This is a genomic window from Gemmobacter fulvus (assembly GCF_018798885.1).
In the GTDB taxonomy this organism is placed as follows: domain Bacteria; phylum Pseudomonadota; class Alphaproteobacteria; order Rhodobacterales; family Rhodobacteraceae; genus Gemmobacter; species Gemmobacter fulvus.
The window spans coordinates 165,485-184,801 of sequence record NZ_CP076364.1 but is presented as its reverse complement, the minus strand read 5'-3'; the positions used below and the strand labels follow the sequence as shown (position 1 = coordinate 184,801).

Sequence of the window (19,317 nt, the reverse complement as noted above, 5' to 3'; positions counted from 1 at the left end):
GCTATCTTGCTTTTCCGATCCGTCCCAGATGCGTGACAGAGAAGGCCTCTGAAGACTTCAGGCCATAGCCGAGCAGGCGATCGAACCCGGAATGCGCAAGCCAGAGCGCGCCAAGGCCGGTCACAAGCGGGAGCGCATAGAGCAGCCCCAGGCTATCACTGCCGCTCCAAGGGCGTAAACATCCACAGAATTGTAAACCAACGCCCCGACGCGTCCGCCGAAAAAATAGCCGGAGGAGCTCAGATCAGGCGCGATAAATGCAAGCAACGCCATCCACCAAGGTATCAGTTATGCGGATTGCCAGTAGATGAGCATCCCGCTCAGAAAAATGATTCCGCCCTCAAGTCGTTGGCATCGCTTTGCAATTATCATGTTGGACCCGCTCGGCTTTCATAGTCTGTCGTGGGCTGCATATCGCGCGGCAAGTGACCGCTTCGTTCCGATATCCAACACCGCCACCACGGTCCACCCTCCCTGGTGGGAGCAGGCCGTCGGGACCAACGCGGCAAGCCCATCGCCGTCACCCAGACATTTCGTAGAAGGGCCCTGCGCGCTGCAGGCGCGGCGTCGAACCCGGCCCAAAGCTGCCATTCGTTCGAAGCGCGGCGTATGACCGGTACCCGCCCTTTTCGACGCTCGAAGTCTTCCCACTAGCCTAGATTGCGCTCCTGTCGGAGTGCGACCAGCGCCGCAAAATCAGCCAAATCCGAGCCTGCCAAGCCAGCGCTCACAACCTCGAAGAGCCGCCGGTCCTCCTTGGTCATGCCCTTCTTGGGCCAAGCCGTTCGAAACTTCCCCATTGCATCCGAAAACCCGCCCCACCATTCCGCCTGACCCTTCTTCGAGCGGCAAGATATCGCGGCAACGAGTTGGTCAGGGACAGAGGCAACGTCTGAAACCGTCTGAGCGCGGGTCATGAGAAGGTCCATGAAACGCTGGAATTGCGACGGGTTGATCCGTGGCAAGACCGGCTCCAGAACTGCAGGCAGCCATTGGTTTGGCATGATCATCTGCGGCGCGATCACAACGCCGGTCATATAACCGTCAAGCCAGTCCACCGAAAGTTTGGTGCCCCGCAGCAGGGCTGCGACTTCACCCTTCTTTTCAGGGGTGGGTGTCTCCTGCGCCAGTTCTTCAAACGTCAGGCCTGGGTCGAAGTCTGGATCATCTCGGACCCAAGCTTCAATCGTCTGTTCGTGCACATCAAGCATGACCGGGATCGTCTTCAAACTGCGACCTTCCAGCAGGGCAATGGCACAGGCGGCAAAGCCTGCCGCATCCGGGTGGTGAGCCGCCTCCAAGACATCCGCGGATCGGGCCAGAATGCGTGCCCACCAATCGCGTCGGGTCTCCAACCATTTCCAAAGTGCCGTCTCTGCAGATTTCGCGCTGCGCGCCTTGTCGAGAACGGCGTGGGCTGCATCGCTGTCTTCAAACCAGCTTTCGATGGTCTCGTGGCGATCCCACCATTCCTCGCTGGTGGTAATCAGATCCCCGTGTTGCCGCGGCGGAAGCGCGTGCACGGCTTGCGTTGAGGCAAGATCAGCAATGAGGTCCGAGGTCGATTTCACCTCCGGCCGCAACCCGGTAAACCCGCAAAGCCGGACCACCTCGATCAGCCCCGGAACCGGCGGCTGCCCGTGGGCAAGACCATCCGCCAGCGCAACGGAAAGGGCACGGCGCACATAATCTGCTGTTACCGTCAGAGCGCCGACTTCGTCGGACATGCGCTCGATGATCGATTTCTGGTCCCGCGCTGTTCGACACGTGATGGTATAGGCGTCCTTCACGCCCTGCCCTTGTTTCAGGAGCAGCATCGCCATCTTGCGCTGCGATCCGGATTGCAACGCAATGCCGATGCTCTGCGCTCCGCCCCCATCGGGCAAAGACGCTCGAATGCAGTGGAGCGTCCACGGCACCTGCTCTGCTGAGGAGGTGATGCTCTTGCGCATCGCGTCTTTGAGAATGGCGTTGACCTTCGCCCGCGCAACATCTTCGGGCATCCAACTGCGCAAGACGACAAGTGACGCCAGAATGAGCCCTGGCAGCTCACCACTTGCCAGTCGATCGGCGAGGCCTTGTGCTGCCGTGAGACGAATGCGCGGTGACGCATCGAGCAACCAGTAACAGGCCAGATCGGCATGGAGGGGATCACTGCGACTCACCGAATAGGCCACGACATGATCACGCATTTCAGGCGGCATGGCTGGGAAGCTCTCCGTCAGCGCGTGATGCAGAGCAAGCGGTTCGCCGTCTGCCTGCAAGGTGAGTTCAGCAAAAAGCCCTTCTAAGAGGGCGTCGCCTTCGGCAGGATTGGCCGCACGTCGACTGGTCGCAGGGACGACATCTTCGACTTGCAGTGCGAGAGCAGCGGGCGCGGGCAAGCCGTTTCGGGTCCAAAGCTGCGCAAAGAGCAAACTGTGAGCGGATGTCATTCGGCCCTGTCCGCGCGCCAGCTCAAGTGCTGCTTCGACTGCATCGATAAGCGTCTGGCCACGTACTTTGCCGTTTTCACGGGCGATGCGGGCAGTATCAAGTCCTGCTCCAAGCAGGTCGAGCAGACCCTCGTCGCGCGGACTTGGCTCTGCGATCGCGCAAATTCGTGCAACGATCTGACCGCCCAGAGCCGGTCGATGCAGCAGATCCATGCCCAGACGTTCGAGAACCTCCCGGCGCGCCCCGAAACCGTCATTGCCTGCGGCTTTCAGGGCGGCCAATACCTCATCGATGCGACTCTTTGCCATTGGTCACCGTCCCAGACTGCGCGATTTCTGAGACCAGCCTACCAATGCCATTCTGACTTGTCAGGAAGTCACGGCATGATTGCAGCCCTAAAAACTTCAGCAGTTCAGCCAAACAGCATGCCCTCGGGCCCAAACCTTGGCGGCGCTGGAAAGTGCCTGATGTAAGCCGCCGTCAGCCCGCCTTCGGCAGCCACACCTGTTTCGTCATGGTTTTGATCGAGGAAGCAACTTGCAGTGATATGACGAGCCGAGCGATAATGGTCGCATGTATAGACACTTGAGCCGTTTCAGACTTCGTCGCACTGATCTCACTGGCATTCCCCTTTTGGTGGCAATCGGGATTAGTTTACTTTTCCTTGAGGGCGGGATGGCGCGCGCCGAGGAAGCGCCCATCCTGGAAGCTCGTGTCAGCAAGGTTCTGGACGGAGACACCTTCACGCTGAGCGGCGAGTCGCGTCGAATTCGTGTCTGGGGCCTCGATGCGCCCGAATGGAACCATCAGGGCGGCTCAACCGCCACATCGGCCCTGCGCAATTTGATTTCCGGCAAGCACCTGCATTGCGCAGTTCTGGACGCCGATCGATATGGACGCCTCGTTGCCCAATGTCTTCTGCCCAACGGCCGAGACATTGCGGCAGAGATGATCCGTTCCGGCACTGCCACAGAGTACTGCCGATATTCCGGCGGCTACTACGGCACGTGCTGAACTCCTGAGCGCAATCACAGCTCCCAATCATGCTCGCCCCGAGCAGGAGTTGACGCGAGCAGCCGTTCAGCGTGCTGTGCCTCTTTCAGCGTCAGCCCGAGCGCCAAATGCGACTTTGCCGCAGAAACAACCGCCCGCGCTATCCACTTCCGCTGCCCCGTATCCTCGAAATCCCCTGCCAGCGCACCCGTCCGCCCAGAGGCGAGTTCCGCCACAATCCCTTTGCCATACCGTTGCCGCAGCTCATCGGCGAAGCGCTGCGCATGGGCATCTCCCCGGAACTCCACCTTGCCATCCGCTTGCATGATACGGCCCATCGACCCGAGGGCGCGCAGCAACCGCGCATTGTCCGGCACCACCTCATGCGCGCGGGCATGCTCAATCAACTTGGCCACCGCTTCGTAGAAACCGTCGAGATCATCGACGACCGTCCGGCTTTGATCCGGGGTGCGAAGGTCGGCACGCCGCCGCCCGGACAGGGTTGCCAAGTCACTGCGCACCCAATCGCGTTCTTCCCAGGCATTGGCGGCACCGGTTTCCAGCCGCTCGGCCACCCGGTCACCGCTGAGACCCAAGCCCACCGCTTTGCCGACAATGTCCGATTTCAGCCGATCCGTGGCCCCAGGCTCCAGGTCAACAACCGCCTTGCCCTGCGTCAGCCGGTCCCCCTCAAGAGCCGTCGCGTAAAGCTTGGTCTGCGGCAGCATCTGCAACAGCTGCGCCCCACGAGCATCGCCCAGGCCCTTGGCGATGTCGATGGCATAGCCATAAAGCTCATCCCGCATGTCCTTGCGCTCGGGGACCGGCATCTTCCGGATCTTGCCCTCGGCATCTGCCATCCAGCCGCTGAAATGTCGGTCCAGATCGGCCCGCTCCGCTGTCACCACATCACCCGGAAACGGCTGCAACACCCCACCCCGCCGCAGGGCCTCTTCCGCCCTGGCGATCTTCTCGCCAATCTCCGGCAGACCCGTCAGGGCCGCCACATGTTGCAGACTGCGCATCGCATCCGCCGTGCGCGCCATTGTGACCAAGGCATCCTCCAGAGCCTTGCCCTCGCGCGACCGTTCCCCGGGCGCCCGGCCCTCAGCCCGCGCCCGTTCGATTTCTGCCCGCGACGGCCCATAGGTCAGCAAGCCACGCTCGGCGCGCGAGGTGGCATCGAGGAACACACCCTCCTCGGCGGCGATCACCACCATGCGCGCCTTCATGACCTCCAGATTGAAGGCATGCTCTTTGGCCATGTAGAACCAGCTGTCCTTCACCGTGCCCCGGTTGTTGACGACTATGTGGACATGCGGATGCGCCTTGTCGGTGTGCAGGGCTGCGACATAGGCCCAGACATCATCCTGATGCGCGCCCGACTGGAACATCTCGAAGGCCCAGGCCTCGGCGATCAGCTTTGCCTTCTCCGGTCGCACATGCGACGGGAAGCTCATCAGCAGATGGGTGGTGTGGCCGTTCTTCGGTGATCCGCGCCAATCCTCGACCCAGTCGCCGACGATCTCGTTGCGCTCGTCCTTGGTCAGCCCCTTGGCATCGGCATCCAGCACGACCCCGTTGCCGAAGATCGAGGCCGACTTCGAAAACAGATAGTCCATCTGCGCCGCCAACTCCTTGCCGTTGGCCGTCCCGCCCTTGCCGATCTTCTTGAGCACCGCCGCGCTTGAGCCCAGCGAAAACCGCCACAGCTGGCTGGCCCGGGTCGAGAAACTGAACCCGTGTTTGGGAGAAGACGAACCGCCTGCCTTCACCCTGCCCTGCTGCGGACGCAGGACGTTGATCTCGCCAAAAACGGCTTCTGCCAGCCCGATGGGCCGCGACCCAAGCTTAACCATGGCGCGCGCCCTCCTGAGCCTCGACAAACTTCCGGAATAGCGCCACTCCCTGCCGCCGGCGCTCCGCGATGATCTGGCTCAGCGCCTTGGCCACCATCGGCAATGACCGCCGCAACTCATCCACCGATGCCCACTGCGCCTTGACCATCGGCGCCCTGCCCCGGTTCGCAGCCAAAGCAATCTGGTTCACGTTGGTGCCGATCTTGCCCAACTCATAGCGGATTTCCTCCAGCTTGGCGCTGTCCTCTCGGCTGAACTCGAGGAAACCTGAGGCCATCCGCACCACCGACCGCACCCCGTCCGAGCGGGATTTCGCGCCAAGCTGGGTGCAGAGCACATCGAAGGCATGGAGTTCTTCAGCAGGCAGGCGGCAGCTTACGACCTGGCCCTTGTCCACCGACCGAGGCCGTCCGCGTCCACCAAATTGCTGCACCGCAGAATCAGAAACTTCATTGTCAGTCTTCGCCAAAACCCTGGACCGCGACTTAAGTCTTGTTTCGCGAGGATCTGATTTTACCGCCAACTTCTGCCACCGATTATTTGTAGACACATCGCATTTCCTGCCACTCTTCCTTACCCCTTCCCTCACCTCTCTTTCAAGCACAACCTTTGCGACATTTATGCCCTTGCAGATTGTGATGACCTTGGGTAACTCCCCTGCCACCCAATGCGTTTCGCTGATCGCTGAACACACAAGGCAAGACACGGATTGTGCACCCCAGCCAAGTGGCCAAAGGTGAGTTTCCTCAAGAATACGGGCTTAAAGCCTTGTTTTATTTACTGTATGGAGCCGACGCCTCAGTGTTAAGGCTCCGAAGAAAGGATATGTGCGATGCGGCTTATGGCATCAGGGATGTGTGTTCGTGCTTGCGACTTACGACACACACATTGCGCGATCAGATAAAAGACATACGCATCCAGTAATCAGGCAAAAGATTAAAGAGATACGCTTTTCGCAATAAGATTTGCGCGAGCCATTTTCTGATATCCGCAGTTAGCGTTCAGATCAAAGTGATGCGAGTTAAGATAAACGAATTATGCGATCCGCATCGTGAGAAATGTAATCAGTGAAGTGAGGAAGGTGATATGGGTTACGGGATACGTGTTGTGCTGGTGATGAACCGCAAGGGGGGATCCGGCAAGAGCACCCTCTGCCGCGCCCTGGCTTCAGCTGCTGCGGCTCGGGGTGAGGCAGTCACGATCTTTGACACCGATGCTTCAAAATCCTGTCTGAAATGGTTGCAGGCGGGAAAGGAGGCAGGCAACTGGTCTCCCTTGGTCGAAGTGATCCACACGCTGGATGCGCACCGGGTGGCAGAAGCCATCGGGCAAATCTATGAGCAGCAAGATCAAGAGCATCTGATCCTGATCGACACCTTCGGTGGAGGGTCAGAGGCACAGGATGTTCTGGCCGTCGCCGCCCATCGGATCATTTGCCCGATGATGCTGTCGCGGGGCGATCTGAGTGAGACGATGGAAACCGCCAATTGGTACCTGAAGCTGCGGGGTCGGGTGGAAAAGCCGGATGAGCTTGCGGGATTTTCCGTGATGCTCAATCGGGTGCCTGTGCGGGTATCAGAGACCGAGCGGGCGGTGGCGGAAGAATTGTTCCAGTCCTTGCCTGCCCTGGAGACCTATCTTGGTAGCCGCGCCGCTTATGTTCGAATGGACAGAGAAGGGCTTCTCGGGGTGATCGCGGACCAGACGCCGAACCGGGCGCTTGCGGCACATGTCCAGAGTGCCGTGAAGGAGGCAGGAGACCTTCTGGAGGAAATCGACCAGCTGATCCTCAATCCGTCGGAGATCGCATGATGGCGCAGCGCAAGGACATGATGCGGATCATCCGGCAGGACGCAGGGTTTTCGGCAAAGTTGGGGTTTGGCGGGAGCTCTGGCGCGAGCGATAACGCTGGTCGGGCAATCCCAGTGCCGAAGGCTTCGATTGACGCTCAGTCAGAGCCGGTGCCTTTGTCAGCTGCGATTACGGCTACGGCCACGCCAAATGGCAACGCAGGCGAAGTCAGCGTCAGACCCTTTGGGCCCAAGGAAGAGTTCCGGGACGAGAAGAAGGTTTTCATTGGCCAGAGGGCTTCGGATACGAAGGTGGCTGGTATTGCAACTGGATCACCAGCGCGCGGGCATGTAGTCCATGTCGCATTGTCGCTGACCACCCGGCAGGCGCGGCTGGCGGAAGCTTGGGCGACGGCTGCACGGTGCTCAGTACAATTCCTGATCCGCCGCGTTGCCCAAGGTCTGCGCGATCAGGTCTTCGACGATTGGGAACGTGATGGGATGCCGGATGTCGAGGAGTCCCGTGGCGCACGCGGCAAGCATCCGACTAGCGTGACCTTGACCTTGCGGCCGCAGTTCGCAGCTGACCTTGCGAAAATTCATGACCCACTTGGCATCCTTGGATTGGCGCGTGCCATGGGCCCCGCCTACCGCGCGCGGTTCCAGGAGGCGTTCGACGTGGCGCTCATCAAGGCGAATATTCAGACAACAAATGAGGGAGACGAACAATGACCAGCACAGAAACCCCCGCCCTCGCGCGCGCCACCCTGCCGTCTGAATTCGACATCGGCACGCCCGTCGAATGGATGCTCGATCCGGATCGTCGCGAGACGATCCTCGGGGTGACCTATGAGTTCAGCCAGACAGGCGAGCGCAAGACCGTCTGGTACACGCCCAACAAGCGGCGGGCGAAGAACGCCTTGGTCGTGATTGAATTGCCATTTTTGCAGTCGCGGTCGCGCCTTGGCGGATGAACATGTTTCCCCCTGGGTTCAGCAGACTTGATAACTATTATCAGGCCTGCCATCTATGACGAAGGACACTCTGGAGGCCATGATGATCAGCGCAGACCTTGGATCGCAGCTTGAAAGCTTCGTCACGAAGCTGGTTGAGACCGGACGCTACAACTCCAAGAGTGAAGTCCTGCGTGAAGGCATTCGCCTGATTCAGGAACGCGAGGCTAGACTCGCCGTATTGGATCAGGCCCTTGCCAAGGGCATCGCGGATGCCGAAGCTGGGCGCACCAAACCGGCAAAAGAGATTTTTGCGCGGCTGGAGGCCAAGTATCATGCCATGGGTCGCCCAGCGGAATGATCGTCGAACTTACCGCTGCGGCAGAAGCTGATCTCGAAGCGATTGGCGACTACATCGCTCAAGACAATCCGGCCCGGGCACTGAGTTTCGTGCGAGAGCTTTCCCGCAGCTGCTTGGAACTGGCGGACACGCCGGAGGCCTGGCCAATCATCCCACGCTATGAGCACCACGGTGTGCGTCGCCGGGTTCATGGCCGGTATCTGATTTTCTATTGCATTGCAGAGGACCGGATTGTGATCCTGCACGTGCTGAACGGCGCGATGGACGTCGAAGCGATCCTGTTTCCAAACGGCTGAGAGTCTTTGTGCCAAGGCCGGGTCTCATCTGTGGGGTCTCAGCCCGAAAATCGATCCTCGTGGTCGAGCAGTTCAGGGTCTTCGCCTTCACCAGACTTCGAGCGGCTCAGGAAGCCGACCCTCTCCACGATGATCTCGGAGCCGTAGCGGTCGACCCCGAAGGCATCGGCCCACTTGGTGTAGTGGATGCGGTCATGTATCAGCCCTCTCGTTGTGGCGATTGATACAGCCGCGGGCAGGTATGGCGTTGCGCGGATCAGAAGCAGATCAACACACCGAGCTCGTTGGCTCCAGCACAAATACTGCTTTCTCTGACCCGGATATTGTCGATCCTTTGCCCTTACTGTTCATTGAACTCCTCACACTCCCGACGCGCCGGGACAGAATGGAAAGCGCAGTGTACTTATGCCATCCACGCCATCAATAGAGCCAGGTGTCGACCGCAATACTTCGACGCCGGTGGAGTTAGTTAAGGCGGAACAGAGATCGAACGTTCGCCATGGCGGTTGTTCGCTGCGGCCCCTTCCGTTGACCGAGCACCCGCTGGAAGGTCGAGACGCTCAGCGCCGTACCGCCAGGTCGGCATTCGTCGCGCCCGCCACGTTTCGGCTGCCCCGAGGGCAGACGAGGGCGACCAACAACAACACTGCTCCGCCGGCTGACTGATCGGCGGTTGCGTCGAGGGCGAGCATCCAGTCCAGGGGCAGGATAGAGTTCGGCATTGTTATACAGATCATCGGGTAGAGCGGAGGCAAGACCACGAGAAGCAACCCCACCGCTGCCTGGGGTAAGGCTGTGAGGAGAACAGGAATCCTGCGACCGACACGGGCCGGGATGGCGCACCAGAAAAGAAGCCCGGTGAGCGCCATCGCCCATTTCATTGCGGAATAGAGAACGGCACTCTGCATCAGCGGCAGATGCAGCGGCGGCCAGACCCACAGGAAAGCCATGACAATATGGCCAAGCCCGAGCGCAACAACGACCCGGTCGGCCGCTTCCGAGCCCAAGCGGGCAAAGACGCGCGCTCCGGGACGAAAGCCCAGGACCGCAAGGATCACGGGGACTATCTGGTGGATCACACCGCTCTGCAGTGCGTGCAGCAGCACCGAATGGCGCGCATAGTCGTCAAGCTGGGGTGCCATCCCGATTACGAGCAACAGAGCCGCGCCAAGGGTCGGGCCGATCCGCAACGCGCCCGCGGGGGCCGAGCGCAGGACCCAGAAAAGCAGTACCAGAAGACCGGCCCATTCGGCGGCGATCGGAAGGAACAAGACCATGAGCCATCTCCAGCTAGATCCGGGCGAAGAGCCTGAAGGGCCCTGCGCCCGGAATGACCTCACTTGCCGTCAGCCATGCAGCAGCCGCCAGCCGTACGGCCGTCGTCCGCAATCACGCTTCGCGCATCCCGCGCACCAGGCAGGTCCATGGCCGGATTTCCGTCAAAGAAGCCGTTCGGCATCAGCTTGAAGCCTACATACATCACAGGCATGACCGGAAAATCCTCAGGCTTGCAGACATGAGTATGGCCGAAGGTGTGCCAGACCACGATATCCTCGTCCTCGATCGCCCGATCCTTCTGCGTCCAGACCGGCAGGCCGTCGCCGGGGTTCTGGTTGGGGAATTCACCGGAGCCATAGCGCTCCTGGGGGTCGTAGGGCGTCACCCAGAGATGCTTCTGGGCAAAGCCGGCGCGGCGGCCCATGGGACTTTCGGGCTGCGCCAGAATGACCGGGTTGTGTTCGGCGACCAGTTTGTAGCCGGGGTGTCCGCCGACAGAATTGGTGACGTTGGGATTGATGATTTTCCAGTAGCGCCCCCTGGCGCCGTCCGCCTCGCGCGCAGCTTCGGATTCGGTCGCCAGGGTGCGGCTGGAGACGTTGAAGACATTGCCCCAGACGTTGTCTTCGCCCTGCGGCTTGGGTGAGAACTCGGTCTCGACGACGGAGTTCCGCAGCCCGTCCACCATCATGTCGAGGCGTGCTGAGAAGAAGTGCTGGTGGGTCGGGCCATAGATTTCGGGCGTGACCAATCCGCCGGCGGGAGCCTTGCCCGGTGTGACGGCAGCGGTCTGGATAATACCCGTCAGCTTCGCCTCAAGCTGGATCGTGCCGTCCTGGTACAGGTACCAGTAGAAGCCGTAATCATAATTCGCGACGGTGCAGAAGAAGCTGATCACCAGGCGGCGCGACCGGCGCAGCTCATAGACACCCGTACGGAACTCGTAGTGTTTCCAGAGTGTTCCGTAATCTTCCTCGTGCATGCAGACGGCATTTTTCAGCGTGAACGGCTGGCCGCAGTCATCGACCGTCGGAAAGTCGAAGTAGCGGATCGCACCGAGGCAATCGCAGCCAAGTTCGAGCTGATTGGCGAGGCGGCCCAGCCCGTACTCGCCTCCGTCAAAGGCGCATTTCCAGAAATGGTTCAGGGCATTGTCGGAATAGGGCACGCCCATATCCGTCACGCTGGCGCGATACAGGATGGGGCGGAGCCGACCCTTGTCTTCGTAGCCGAGTTGATGCAGGACCAGCCCCTCGCGCGGGGTGAAGCCGACCCGGAAATTCCAGTTCTGCCAGCGCACGTTCCAGCCCTCAATCTCGAAACTGACGCCTTCGGGCTGCACAATGTGCAGCGGCTTCAGGCCCTCCCGCGGGGCGCCGAGCGAAGGGGTATCGTAGTTGTGCAGCACCTGCGGCACCGGCACATCTGCTCCGTCGTCCAGCAATTCGACCACCTTGCCCGCATTCAGATCGATGATCGCCACCAGCCCCTCGATCGGGTGGGCATAACCGTTGTCGGTCATCTTCCCGCGATGGAAAGCCACACCGCGCATTAGCCGCTTGCCCCGGAACTTCTCCTCGTCGCCGAAATGCCCGAAGGACCAGGGGTCGATCTGGATCCGGTCGATATCCGCGTCGCTCAGGCCCCGACGTGCCACCGCGGCGCGCCAGTCCGGATCTGCGCGCACGATGTCCACGCAGCTGTCGAATTCCTCGATCATGATGGGGGCCTGGCCCCGCGCCTCTATGTCAAGCCGCGTCCAGGAAAGGATGGTGTTCGTCCCGAGATCGACAATCGCCTCGTGGGTCTCTTCGCTTGCCCGGTCGAGGACAAGGGCATAGGCTTCACGTCGGAACGTCTGGCCCGGTCGATGCGCCAGAACTTCCGCTTTCGCCGGCTCGTTCAGCATGAGGTAGGGGAAGCGGGCGGTTTCGCCCAGCCGCTTGTCACGGCGCAGGATGTCACCGGCCCGGCACAGCTCCTCCAGTGTCAAGGGATCAAGCGGATGGAGCGCGGGCTTGGTGTCGCCGCAGGTCTTTGTCATGTCATTCATGGGGTCAAGTCTCCTGGCTCGCCGCCCTTGCGGCGGCGGATGACAATTGAGGACTGGCGGGCCGCGACGCCGCGAGAAGTCCGCCGCCCGTCTGGTCTACTTGTGTTTCAGGCTTTGATCGGTCCCTCCGGCTCAGGGAACCGCGCGCGCGGTTTCGCGCAGAACGAATTTCTGGATCTTCCCGGTCGATGTCTTGGGGAGCGGCCCGAAAATCACGGTTTTGGGTATCTTGAATCCCGCCATATTTGCGCGGCAAAAACGGATGATATCGTCAGGGCTGACGTCCCTACCGGCTTTCAGCGTGACGAAAGCGCAAGGCGTTTCTCCCCATTTGTCGTCGGGCCGCGCAACCACTGCGGCCTCCAGGACATCGGGATGCTGGTACAGGACGTTCTCGATCTCGACGGAGGAGATGTTTTCGCCGCCGGATATGATAATGTCTTTCGAACGATCCTTCAGCTCAAGATAGCCGTCCGGGTGCATGACCCCAAGGTCACCCGAGGCGAACCAGCCCCCCCTGAAGCTTTTCCGCGTTGCTGAGGCATTCTTCAGATACCCGCACATGACGTTGTTTCCGCGAAGGAAAATCTCGCCCAGGCTTTGACCGTCCGATGGCAGGCGTTCCAGCGTGTCGGGATCGGCGACCATTATCCCGCTCAGCGCGGTGTTCCCGACACCCTGCCTAGCCTTGAGCCGCGCCCGTTCTGCGGCACCAAGACGGTCCCATCGGGTCTTCCACACGCTGATGACCGCCGGACCATAGACTTCGGTCAGACCGTAGACATGCGTGACCTCGAACCCCATCTCCTCGACCTTCTGGATCACTGCGGGCGGCGGCGGGGCACCGGCCGTCATGACCTTGACGCCATGGCTGGGTCTTGCAAGGTCACCCGAAGCATTCGCGAGCATGTTCAGCACGATGGGCGCGCCGCAGAAATGGGTGACACCCTCATCCCTGATCAAGTGAAAGATCGACGAGTCGCGCACGGCGCGCAGGCAGACATTGACCCCGGCATTTGCCGCAATGGTCCAGGGGAAACACCAGCCGTTGCAATGGAACATGGGAAGCGTCCACAGATAGACGCTGTGCTGCGCCATCCCCCAGTCGACGATATGCGAAATGGCATTCAGATAGGCGCCTCGATGGCTGTAGACGACTCCTTTGGGATCGCCCGTCGTGCCCGAGGTGTAGTTGAGCGCGATGGCGTCCCATTCGGAGGCCGGTCCCTCCCAGACGAAATCGGGGTCGCCGCTGTCCAGCAGGGCCGCGTAGGTCATCGCTCCCATTCTGGTGCCTTCACCGAAACAGGGGTCTTCGATGTCGATCACCAGCAGGTCGGTGCGGGAGGCCAGGGCAATCGCCTCCTGCGCAAGGCCGGAGAACTCGGGATCGACGAACAGAACCCTAGTTTCCGCGTGATCGAGGATGAAGGCAATGGCCGCCGCATCAAGGCGCGTATTGATCGCGTTCAGCACAGCCCCGGCCATCGGCACACCGAAATGAACTTCGAACATTTCGGGAATGTTCGTCGCGATAATCGAAACGGTTTCGCCCGTCGCAACCCCATGTCGCTGTAGCGCAGATGCAAGTCGCCGCGTCCGCTGATACGTTTCGGACCAGGTGCGCCGCACGTTTCCATGGATAACGGCAAGCGCATCCGGGTGTACAAACGAGGCCCGTTCCATGAAGTTCACAGGCGTCAGAGGCACGTAGTTCGCGGCGTTGGCCTCAAGGCCGCTCTTATAGATGTTGGGCATTCTTCCTGCTTCGGGCATTTGTGCTCCTCCATGACTTTGCCGCTGTGGGTGGCCGCCCCCTCCAGGGGGGCGCCACCCTCGCATCGTCGCCTGCGTCTATTGCCGGGGCGGCAAGACGCCGTCCGGTGTTTCAGGAAGAACCTGGCCGCCGTCGACGATCAGGGATTGTCCGGTCACGAAGCCGGAAGCAGGGCTGGCAAAGAACATCGCGGCATTGGCGATGTCTTCCGGCTGCCCGAGCCTGTGCACCGGGATAATGGCGCGGGCGTTGGTCGCAAATTCCTCGCCCAGCAGCTTGAGCGCTTCGGTCTCGACCACGCCGGGCAGAACCGCGTTCACCGTGATCCCGTCCCGCGCAAGCTCGATGACCGCACCGCGCATGAACCCAAGCAAAGCCGCCTTGCTCGCGGCATAATGGGCGAACGACGGGATACCCGTGACGGCGCCGGTGATCGAGGAGGTCAGAACCACGCGCCCCGCACCGCTCTTGCGCAGGTGGGGCAGAGCGGCCTGCACGCAGAAAAAGGCCCCCCTGGTGTTGACCGCCATGCACCTGTCCCAGGTTTCCGGGAGCGTGTCCTCGATGGTCGAGATCGGGAAGATCGCGGCGTTGCAGCACATCACGTCTAGGCTTCCAAAGGCTTCGACCGTGCCAGCCACGGCTCGCCGGACTGAATCGAGGTCCGACACGTCGGTTATGAATGCCTCGGCCGCAATTCCCTCGGCCTTCAACGCGTCACAGGTCTTGTCGAGCGCTATCCGATCGAGATCCATCAAGGCGACGCTTGCGCCAGCCCGGCCGAACTGTCGGCACAGGCCGGTACCAATGCCTCCTGCCGCACCGGTGATGGCGACGGTTTTTCCTTCAAAAATCATAGGATACCTCAGGTATTCATCTGTTGGTGAGAACCGGGACCTGCCCCGCAATTGACAAGGGATACGAGGCGGGCCCCCTGACAGCCCCGGCACTAGGTCAGCGCCTTGAGTTCCAGATAGCGCTCCGGCCTACGGGCGCGGATGAATGCCGCCATGATCACCCCAACCAAGAAGCTCGCGGCAATGGTGAGCGCGATCCCGAATGCGATTGGATAGGGATTTTCACCACCGACGAGCGTGGGAAGGTTGTCGATCGCAATCCAGATGCAGAACAGGATACCGGCCAGGGCACCGAGGGGGGCGACAACGGAGACCCAGCGTGAGGTGCCGCCATCCGTACTGGCGAAGAACACCAGAACGCCTACGCAGGTCAGCGCGAGGAGGAACATGTAGCCGATGGTTCCGGCGGTTGCCCCCCAGGCGTATACTTGGGTGACGGGGTCCAGCCCGATTGCCATGACGACGGCCAGAACGGCAAGGGAACACAGCGTCTGCACCAGCGAAGCCTTGTGCGGCGAGCCGTTCCGGGGGTGGATGTCGGAGAGGAACCGCGGGAAGGCGCCGTAGCTGCCCAGGATGTACGTGTAGCGGACGACGACATTGTGCAGCGACAGAACGACCGCGAAGAGGCTGGTGATCAGCAGAAGCTGCATCGCGTCCTTGGCCGCAGTGCCGAGGAACTGCTCGCTGACCAACAGATAGACATCCCCCGGGTGTTCTTCGGCGAAGGGCAGGACGCGGTCGAAGCCGACACCGCCCACGAAGCACCACATCGAGACGAAATAGAAGATCCCGACGCCGATGGCGGCGGCATAGGTGGCGATGGGAATGGTCCGCTCGGGGTCGCGGGCCTCTTCCCGGAAGACCACCGTGGCCTCGAAACCGATGAAGCAGAAGATCGCGAACATGATCCCGAAGCCGGGAGAGCCCGAGGTGATCGTCTCGAGCGCGAAAACCCGCGTATCAAGGGCGGCAAGGCCCTGTTGCGAGATCACAGCGAAATCGACGGCGATCACGATCAGGATCTCGAGGATAAGCGCGATGCCCAGCACCTTGGCGCTCAGTTCGATATGGCGGTATCCGAAATAGCCGACGACCGCGACGATGGCGAGCGACAGGACCTGCCAGGGAATCTCGATCCCGAGGAAAGTCTTCAGCGTGTCCGCCAGCGCATAGCCGAAGAACCCCTCGATCGCGATCAGGATCAAGGAGTAGGAGCACAAGGCCAGGGTCGCCGACCCAAGCCCGGTAATCCGCCCCAGACCCTTTTGGATATAGGCGTAGAAGGCCCCGGAGTTCTTGATGTAGCGCGACATCGAAATGAACCCGACCGTGAAGAGCAGCATGATGATCATGGCGATGAGCGCATCGACCGGCGCCGCCGGTCCGTTCCCCAGCAAGACGATGAGCGGAAGGTTCGCCACCATCACGGCCAAGGGCGAGGCGGTCGCGACCACCATGAGCACGATTTCGCCAACACCGAGTTTCCCGGTCAGCTTGTTGCCGACCGGTCCCTCTGCGAGTGATCCATCATACGACATTGCACCATGTGGACTTTCCATTTCTGACTCCCTGTTGATCGCTTTTTCTTCAACGGTCCACGCGTCCGTTTGGGCTCGGCATCCTCAACAGGATGCCGAAGCAAGATCGCGCATACGCATTTTTTTGGACTTGAAGGGGCGACAGGATTTCCTGCCGCCCACGCTGTCGGGGGCGGTTTACCCGCGCTTCTTCTTGTAGGCGCGCCAGGTCATTGCGCGGAGCTTCGGGTCATCCGTATCGCCGGGTTTCAGCCGGTGGATCGACTGGTTGTGCGGTGAGGTCTTCACCTTTTCCGGGTCGCTGTACGCCTCATCCGAAATCCTGGAAATCACCGAGATCCAGCGGTCGAGATCCTCCTTGCCGTACATCTCTCCGGCTTCGGGGGTGAAGGGTTCGGGGACCAGCCAGGGTTCGTGGCTGGTCCACATGGCATCGATGCCGAAATCGGTCATCCGGTTCAGGACATCATGCACGTCGACGCCCGTGTCCTCGTGGAGTTTCTCGAGCGAGTATCGCGTCATCTCCAGACGCGGGCTCGTCGCATCCGGGTGGGAGCGGGTGACCCCCCGGATCGCCAGCAGGCCCTTTTCCATGTAATTGTTGCCGAGGACCGAGATGTCGGCCGCTTGGGCAATCCCGTCGGCCCCCATGGCGCGGACCCAGGCATAGGCCTTCAGGATGACCTGGAAATTGCCCCAGAATTCCCGGATCTTGCCGACGCTCTGCGGCCTGTCGAAATCGAGGAAGTAGCGCTCATCCATCTTCGCAACGATGGGCGTCGGCAGGAAGGGCGCGAGCTTTGCGGAACAGCCGTAAGCGCCAACCGCCGGCCCGCCGACGCCGCTTTTTGGCGCGCCGAAGGTCTTGTGCAGCATGAACATGCAGGCGTCGAACCCCAGTTCGCTCGCGCGCAGCTTGGACATCACGCCGTTGAAATTCGCATGATCGTAGAAGCAGAGCCCGCCGGCCTCGTGCACCAGCCGCGTCCATTCCTTGATCTCGGGGTTGTAGACCCCCATGTCGTCGGGGTTGTTCACCATGAGCCCGGCGGTGCGCTCAGATAGGGCGGCCTTGAGCGAGTCGAGCGTGGGATAGCCGTTTTCGCCCAGCATCAGGGTGATGACCTTGAAGCCGGCCGCGGCAGCCGTCGCGGCGCTGCTGGGGTGGGTCTGGATTGTCGTGATGATCTCGTCGCGCTGTTTGAGCTCGCCACGCGAGGCGTGATAGGCCCGGGTCACGACCGCATTGATATAGGCGGCCTCCGCCCCCCCGCCGGCCTGGAAGACAAACTGATCCATGCCGGACAGTTCGCGCAGGGCGAGGTCCATCTCGTGCACGATCTCCAGCGCACCCTGCAATGTGTCTTCATGCTGAAGCGGGTGCACATGCGTCACCTCCGGCCTCCAGGCCAGCGCTTCGTTTATCTGCGCGTTGTATTTCATCGTGCAGGTGCCGAAGATGCTCATCCCCATCATGCCCAGCGTCTGCTGCGAAAGCCGCAGGTAATGGTAGAGGACTTCGGGTTCGGACATTTCGGGCAGGGCCGGCGGGTTGCGGCGCCGCAGACCTTCCGGGATCATCGCGATAGGGTCGGGGACAGAGCGCGCCACGGCCGCTTCGGGGGCCTCGAACAGCACGCCGCGACGACCCGGATGGCCCATTTCCATGATGACGGGCTCGTTCCAGACAGGCGCGTGATATTCCTTCGGAGCAGTGGTCATTTCGCAATCGCCTTCTTCAGAGCGCGTGCAAGGCGCTGGATATCGTCGAGCCGGTGAATTTCGGTGATACTGTAGAGCGCGCTCTGCCCGAGCTCGGGGAAATCGACCGACAGATCCTTGCCGCCAAAGATGCCCTCCGCGCGCAGAGCCTTGTTGATGGCCTGGACTGAGGATCCCGTGCCGTCGAAATTGACCACGATCTCTTTGAAGACGCCGTTGCGGAAGCGAACGTCGACACCGGGGATTTCGGAAAGCATTTCTGCGGCGTGGTGAGCACGCTGGAGGATCAGGGAGCCCACTTCCTCGAACCCGCGCGGGCCCATGAGGGCCATATAGGTCGTCGCGGCAATCGCCCACATGTAGACCGAGTGACCTGTCCAGTCTTTGCCCTTCTCGCGCATGCCATAGGACGATTGATGGAACAGGCTCAGACCAAACCCGTATTCGCCCGGCTGCAGGGTCTCGGAGATGCTGATGAACAGCGTGGGATATTCCGAGGAATAGCGGTCTTCGTCCCGCGAGGCGATGAAACCGCCCGTCCCGCCGCCGGCATGCAGATGCACGCCCAGGGTCTGGATCGTCCCGACGACGATATCGGCGCCGTAGTCGACTGGCGCAGTCAGAACGCCCAGGGAAATCGGATCGACGCCCACAATGGTTTCCGCCCCGGCTGCGCGGGCGATGGCGGCGATTTCCTTGCCGTGGCTTTCGATCACACCCAGGTAGGACGGCACCTCGAAATAGACGGCGGCGACCTTCTCGTCGATCTTGGCTTTCAGCTCGTCCATATCGACCATGCCGGTCGCCGAATCGTAGCCGACCATGCGGATCGCGATGTGATTTTCCATCTCCGCCGGCTCGCAATAATTGCGAATGACCGACAGACGCTCGGGATCGATGGCGCGAACAACGACGACCTCGTTTCGGCTGGTGATCCGGGCCGCCATGCGAATTGCGTGACCGGCGGCGGTGCCCCAGCTGCGAACTGGCATCCCGACCAGATCCATCTGCAGCAATTCACCGATCTGGCTGCAGAATTCGAACCAGGCCTGATTTCTTCCGTGGTCGGAGCTCGGCTCGCCGAAGATAGAGGTCAGCCACTCGTTTCTGCGGACGATCTCGTCCACGGCGGCGGGCACATGGTGCTGCCAGAGCCCCGCCCCCAGGAAGCTCAGGTTCCTCTCGACAGTCTCGTTCTTAGCAAGCGTCCGGGTCAGCTCGCGGCGAAGTGCCATCTCGCTCAGCCGCGGCGGGAGATTCAGCGGCGTTTTCAAACGATGGTTTTCAGGGATCTGGGCAAAAAGGGACTCGATGTTGTCGGCTCCGATCGCCCTGAGCATCTCGCTTTGTATGTCCGCTACCGAGTTGGCCATATATGGATGTGCTGATCCATCGCGCATT

The 19,317-nt window shown here is 61.1% G+C and carries 16 protein-coding genes and 1 pseudogene; 6 read left to right on the top strand and 11 right to left on the bottom strand.

What is annotated here, in order from left to right; genetic code table 11:
* Position 1: 1 nt before the first annotated feature.
* Together KM031_RS20840 and KM031_RS20835 are read right to left on the bottom strand one after the other, a co-directional pair.
* A pseudogene (locus KM031_RS20840) lies at positions 2-273 on the bottom strand (DUF4260 family protein).
* A 377-nt stretch (positions 274-650) separates the two neighbouring features.
* Entirely contained in the window at positions 651-2,744 is a 2,094-nt protein-coding gene (locus KM031_RS20835) for a UPF0149 family protein (RefSeq protein WP_215507093.1), read from the bottom strand.
* A 367-nt stretch (positions 2,745-3,111) separates the two neighbouring features.
* On the opposite strand from KM031_RS20835, the gene KM031_RS20830 reads away from it, so the two are divergent.
* Positions 3,112-3,450 carry a thermonuclease family protein gene (locus KM031_RS20830; RefSeq protein ID WP_215507091.1) on the top strand — a complete coding sequence of 113 codons (339 nt, stop codon included), beginning with the start codon at positions 3,112-3,114 and terminating at the stop codon, positions 3,448-3,450.
* A gap of 14 nt (positions 3,451-3,464) precedes the next feature.
* Here the strand turns inward: KM031_RS20830 and KM031_RS20825 are convergent, their stop codons facing one another.
* Together KM031_RS20825 and mobC are read right to left on the bottom strand one after the other, a co-directional pair.
* A complete protein-coding gene (locus tag KM031_RS20825) occupies positions 3,465-5,288 on the bottom strand; it encodes a relaxase/mobilization nuclease domain-containing protein (protein WP_260692219.1) in 1,824 nt (607 codons plus the stop codon).
* On the bottom strand, positions 5,281-5,685 hold the full coding sequence (mobC, locus tag KM031_RS20820; protein ID WP_260692218.1) for a plasmid mobilization relaxosome protein MobC: 405 nt from the start codon (positions 5,683-5,685) through the stop codon (positions 5,281-5,283). The genes KM031_RS20825 and mobC overlap by 8 nt, the downstream gene beginning before the upstream one ends.
* Before the next feature lie 689 nt (positions 5,686-6,374).
* Here mobC and KM031_RS20815 point away from each other — a divergent pair.
* The 5 genes from KM031_RS20815 (at position 6,375) to KM031_RS20795 (ending at position 8,688) form a co-directional block, all read left to right on the top strand.
* Positions 6,375-7,100 carry a nucleotide-binding protein gene (locus KM031_RS20815; RefSeq protein ID WP_215507583.1) on the top strand — a complete coding sequence of 242 codons (726 nt, stop codon included), beginning with the start codon at positions 6,375-6,377 and terminating at the stop codon, positions 7,098-7,100.
* The gene (locus tag KM031_RS20810; RefSeq protein WP_215507585.1) at positions 7,097-7,810 is read left to right on the top strand and encodes a hypothetical protein; all 714 of its coding nucleotides are present in this window, start codon (positions 7,097-7,099) and stop codon (positions 7,808-7,810) included. The genes KM031_RS20815 and KM031_RS20810 overlap by 4 nt, the downstream gene beginning before the upstream one ends.
* Entirely contained in the window at positions 7,807-8,052 is a 246-nt protein-coding gene (locus KM031_RS20805) for a hypothetical protein (RefSeq protein ID WP_215507588.1), read from the top strand. Before KM031_RS20810 ends, KM031_RS20805 begins: the two co-directional genes overlap by 4 nt.
* Before the next feature lie 82 nt (positions 8,053-8,134).
* Positions 8,135-8,392: a type II toxin-antitoxin system ParD family antitoxin gene (locus tag KM031_RS20800; protein WP_215507589.1), complete on the top strand. Its 258-nt coding sequence runs from the start codon at positions 8,135-8,137 to the stop codon at positions 8,390-8,392.
* Complete coding sequence (locus KM031_RS20795; protein ID WP_215507591.1) at positions 8,389-8,688, top strand: type II toxin-antitoxin system RelE/ParE family toxin; 300 nt, start codon at positions 8,389-8,391, stop codon at positions 8,686-8,688. The genes KM031_RS20800 and KM031_RS20795 overlap by 4 nt, the downstream gene beginning before the upstream one ends.
* 560 nt (positions 8,689-9,248) lie before the next feature.
* On the opposite strand, the gene KM031_RS20785 is transcribed toward KM031_RS20795, so the two are convergent.
* The 7 genes from KM031_RS20785 to gcvPA all read right to left on the bottom strand — a co-directional run bounded on the left by KM031_RS20785 (position 9,249) and on the right by gcvPA (position 19,316).
* The gene (locus KM031_RS20785) at positions 9,249-9,965 is read right to left on the bottom strand and encodes a cytochrome c oxidase assembly protein (protein WP_215507593.1); all 717 of its coding nucleotides are present in this window, start codon (positions 9,963-9,965) and stop codon (positions 9,249-9,251) included.
* 59 nt (positions 9,966-10,024) lie between these two features.
* Positions 10,025-12,019, bottom strand: a complete 1,995-nt coding sequence (locus KM031_RS20780; RefSeq protein WP_215507595.1) for a primary-amine oxidase — start codon at positions 12,017-12,019, stop codon at positions 10,025-10,027.
* 132 nt (positions 12,020-12,151) lie between these two features.
* On the bottom strand, positions 12,152-13,795 hold the full coding sequence (locus tag KM031_RS20775; RefSeq protein WP_246567381.1) for an acyl-CoA synthetase: 1,644 nt from the start codon (positions 13,793-13,795) through the stop codon (positions 12,152-12,154).
* Positions 13,796-13,873: 78 nt separating this feature from the next.
* Complete coding sequence (locus tag KM031_RS20770; RefSeq protein WP_215507597.1) at positions 13,874-14,653, bottom strand: SDR family oxidoreductase; 780 nt, start codon at positions 14,651-14,653, stop codon at positions 13,874-13,876.
* Between the two features lie 92 nt (positions 14,654-14,745).
* Positions 14,746-16,194: an APC family permease gene (locus KM031_RS20765; RefSeq protein ID WP_260692217.1), complete on the bottom strand. Its 1,449-nt coding sequence runs from the start codon at positions 16,192-16,194 to the stop codon at positions 14,746-14,748.
* Positions 16,195-16,371: 177 nt separating this feature from the next.
* A complete protein-coding gene (gcvPB, locus tag KM031_RS20760; protein ID WP_215507607.1) occupies positions 16,372-17,916 on the bottom strand; it encodes an aminomethyl-transferring glycine dehydrogenase subunit GcvPB in 1,545 nt (514 codons plus the stop codon).
* Positions 17,913-19,316, bottom strand: coding sequence for an aminomethyl-transferring glycine dehydrogenase subunit GcvPA (gene gcvPA, locus KM031_RS20755; protein WP_215507609.1), 1,404 nt, complete (start codon positions 19,314-19,316; stop codon positions 17,913-17,915). Before gcvPA ends, gcvPB begins: the two co-directional genes overlap by 4 nt.
* Between the last annotated feature and the right edge of the window lies 1 nt (position 19,317).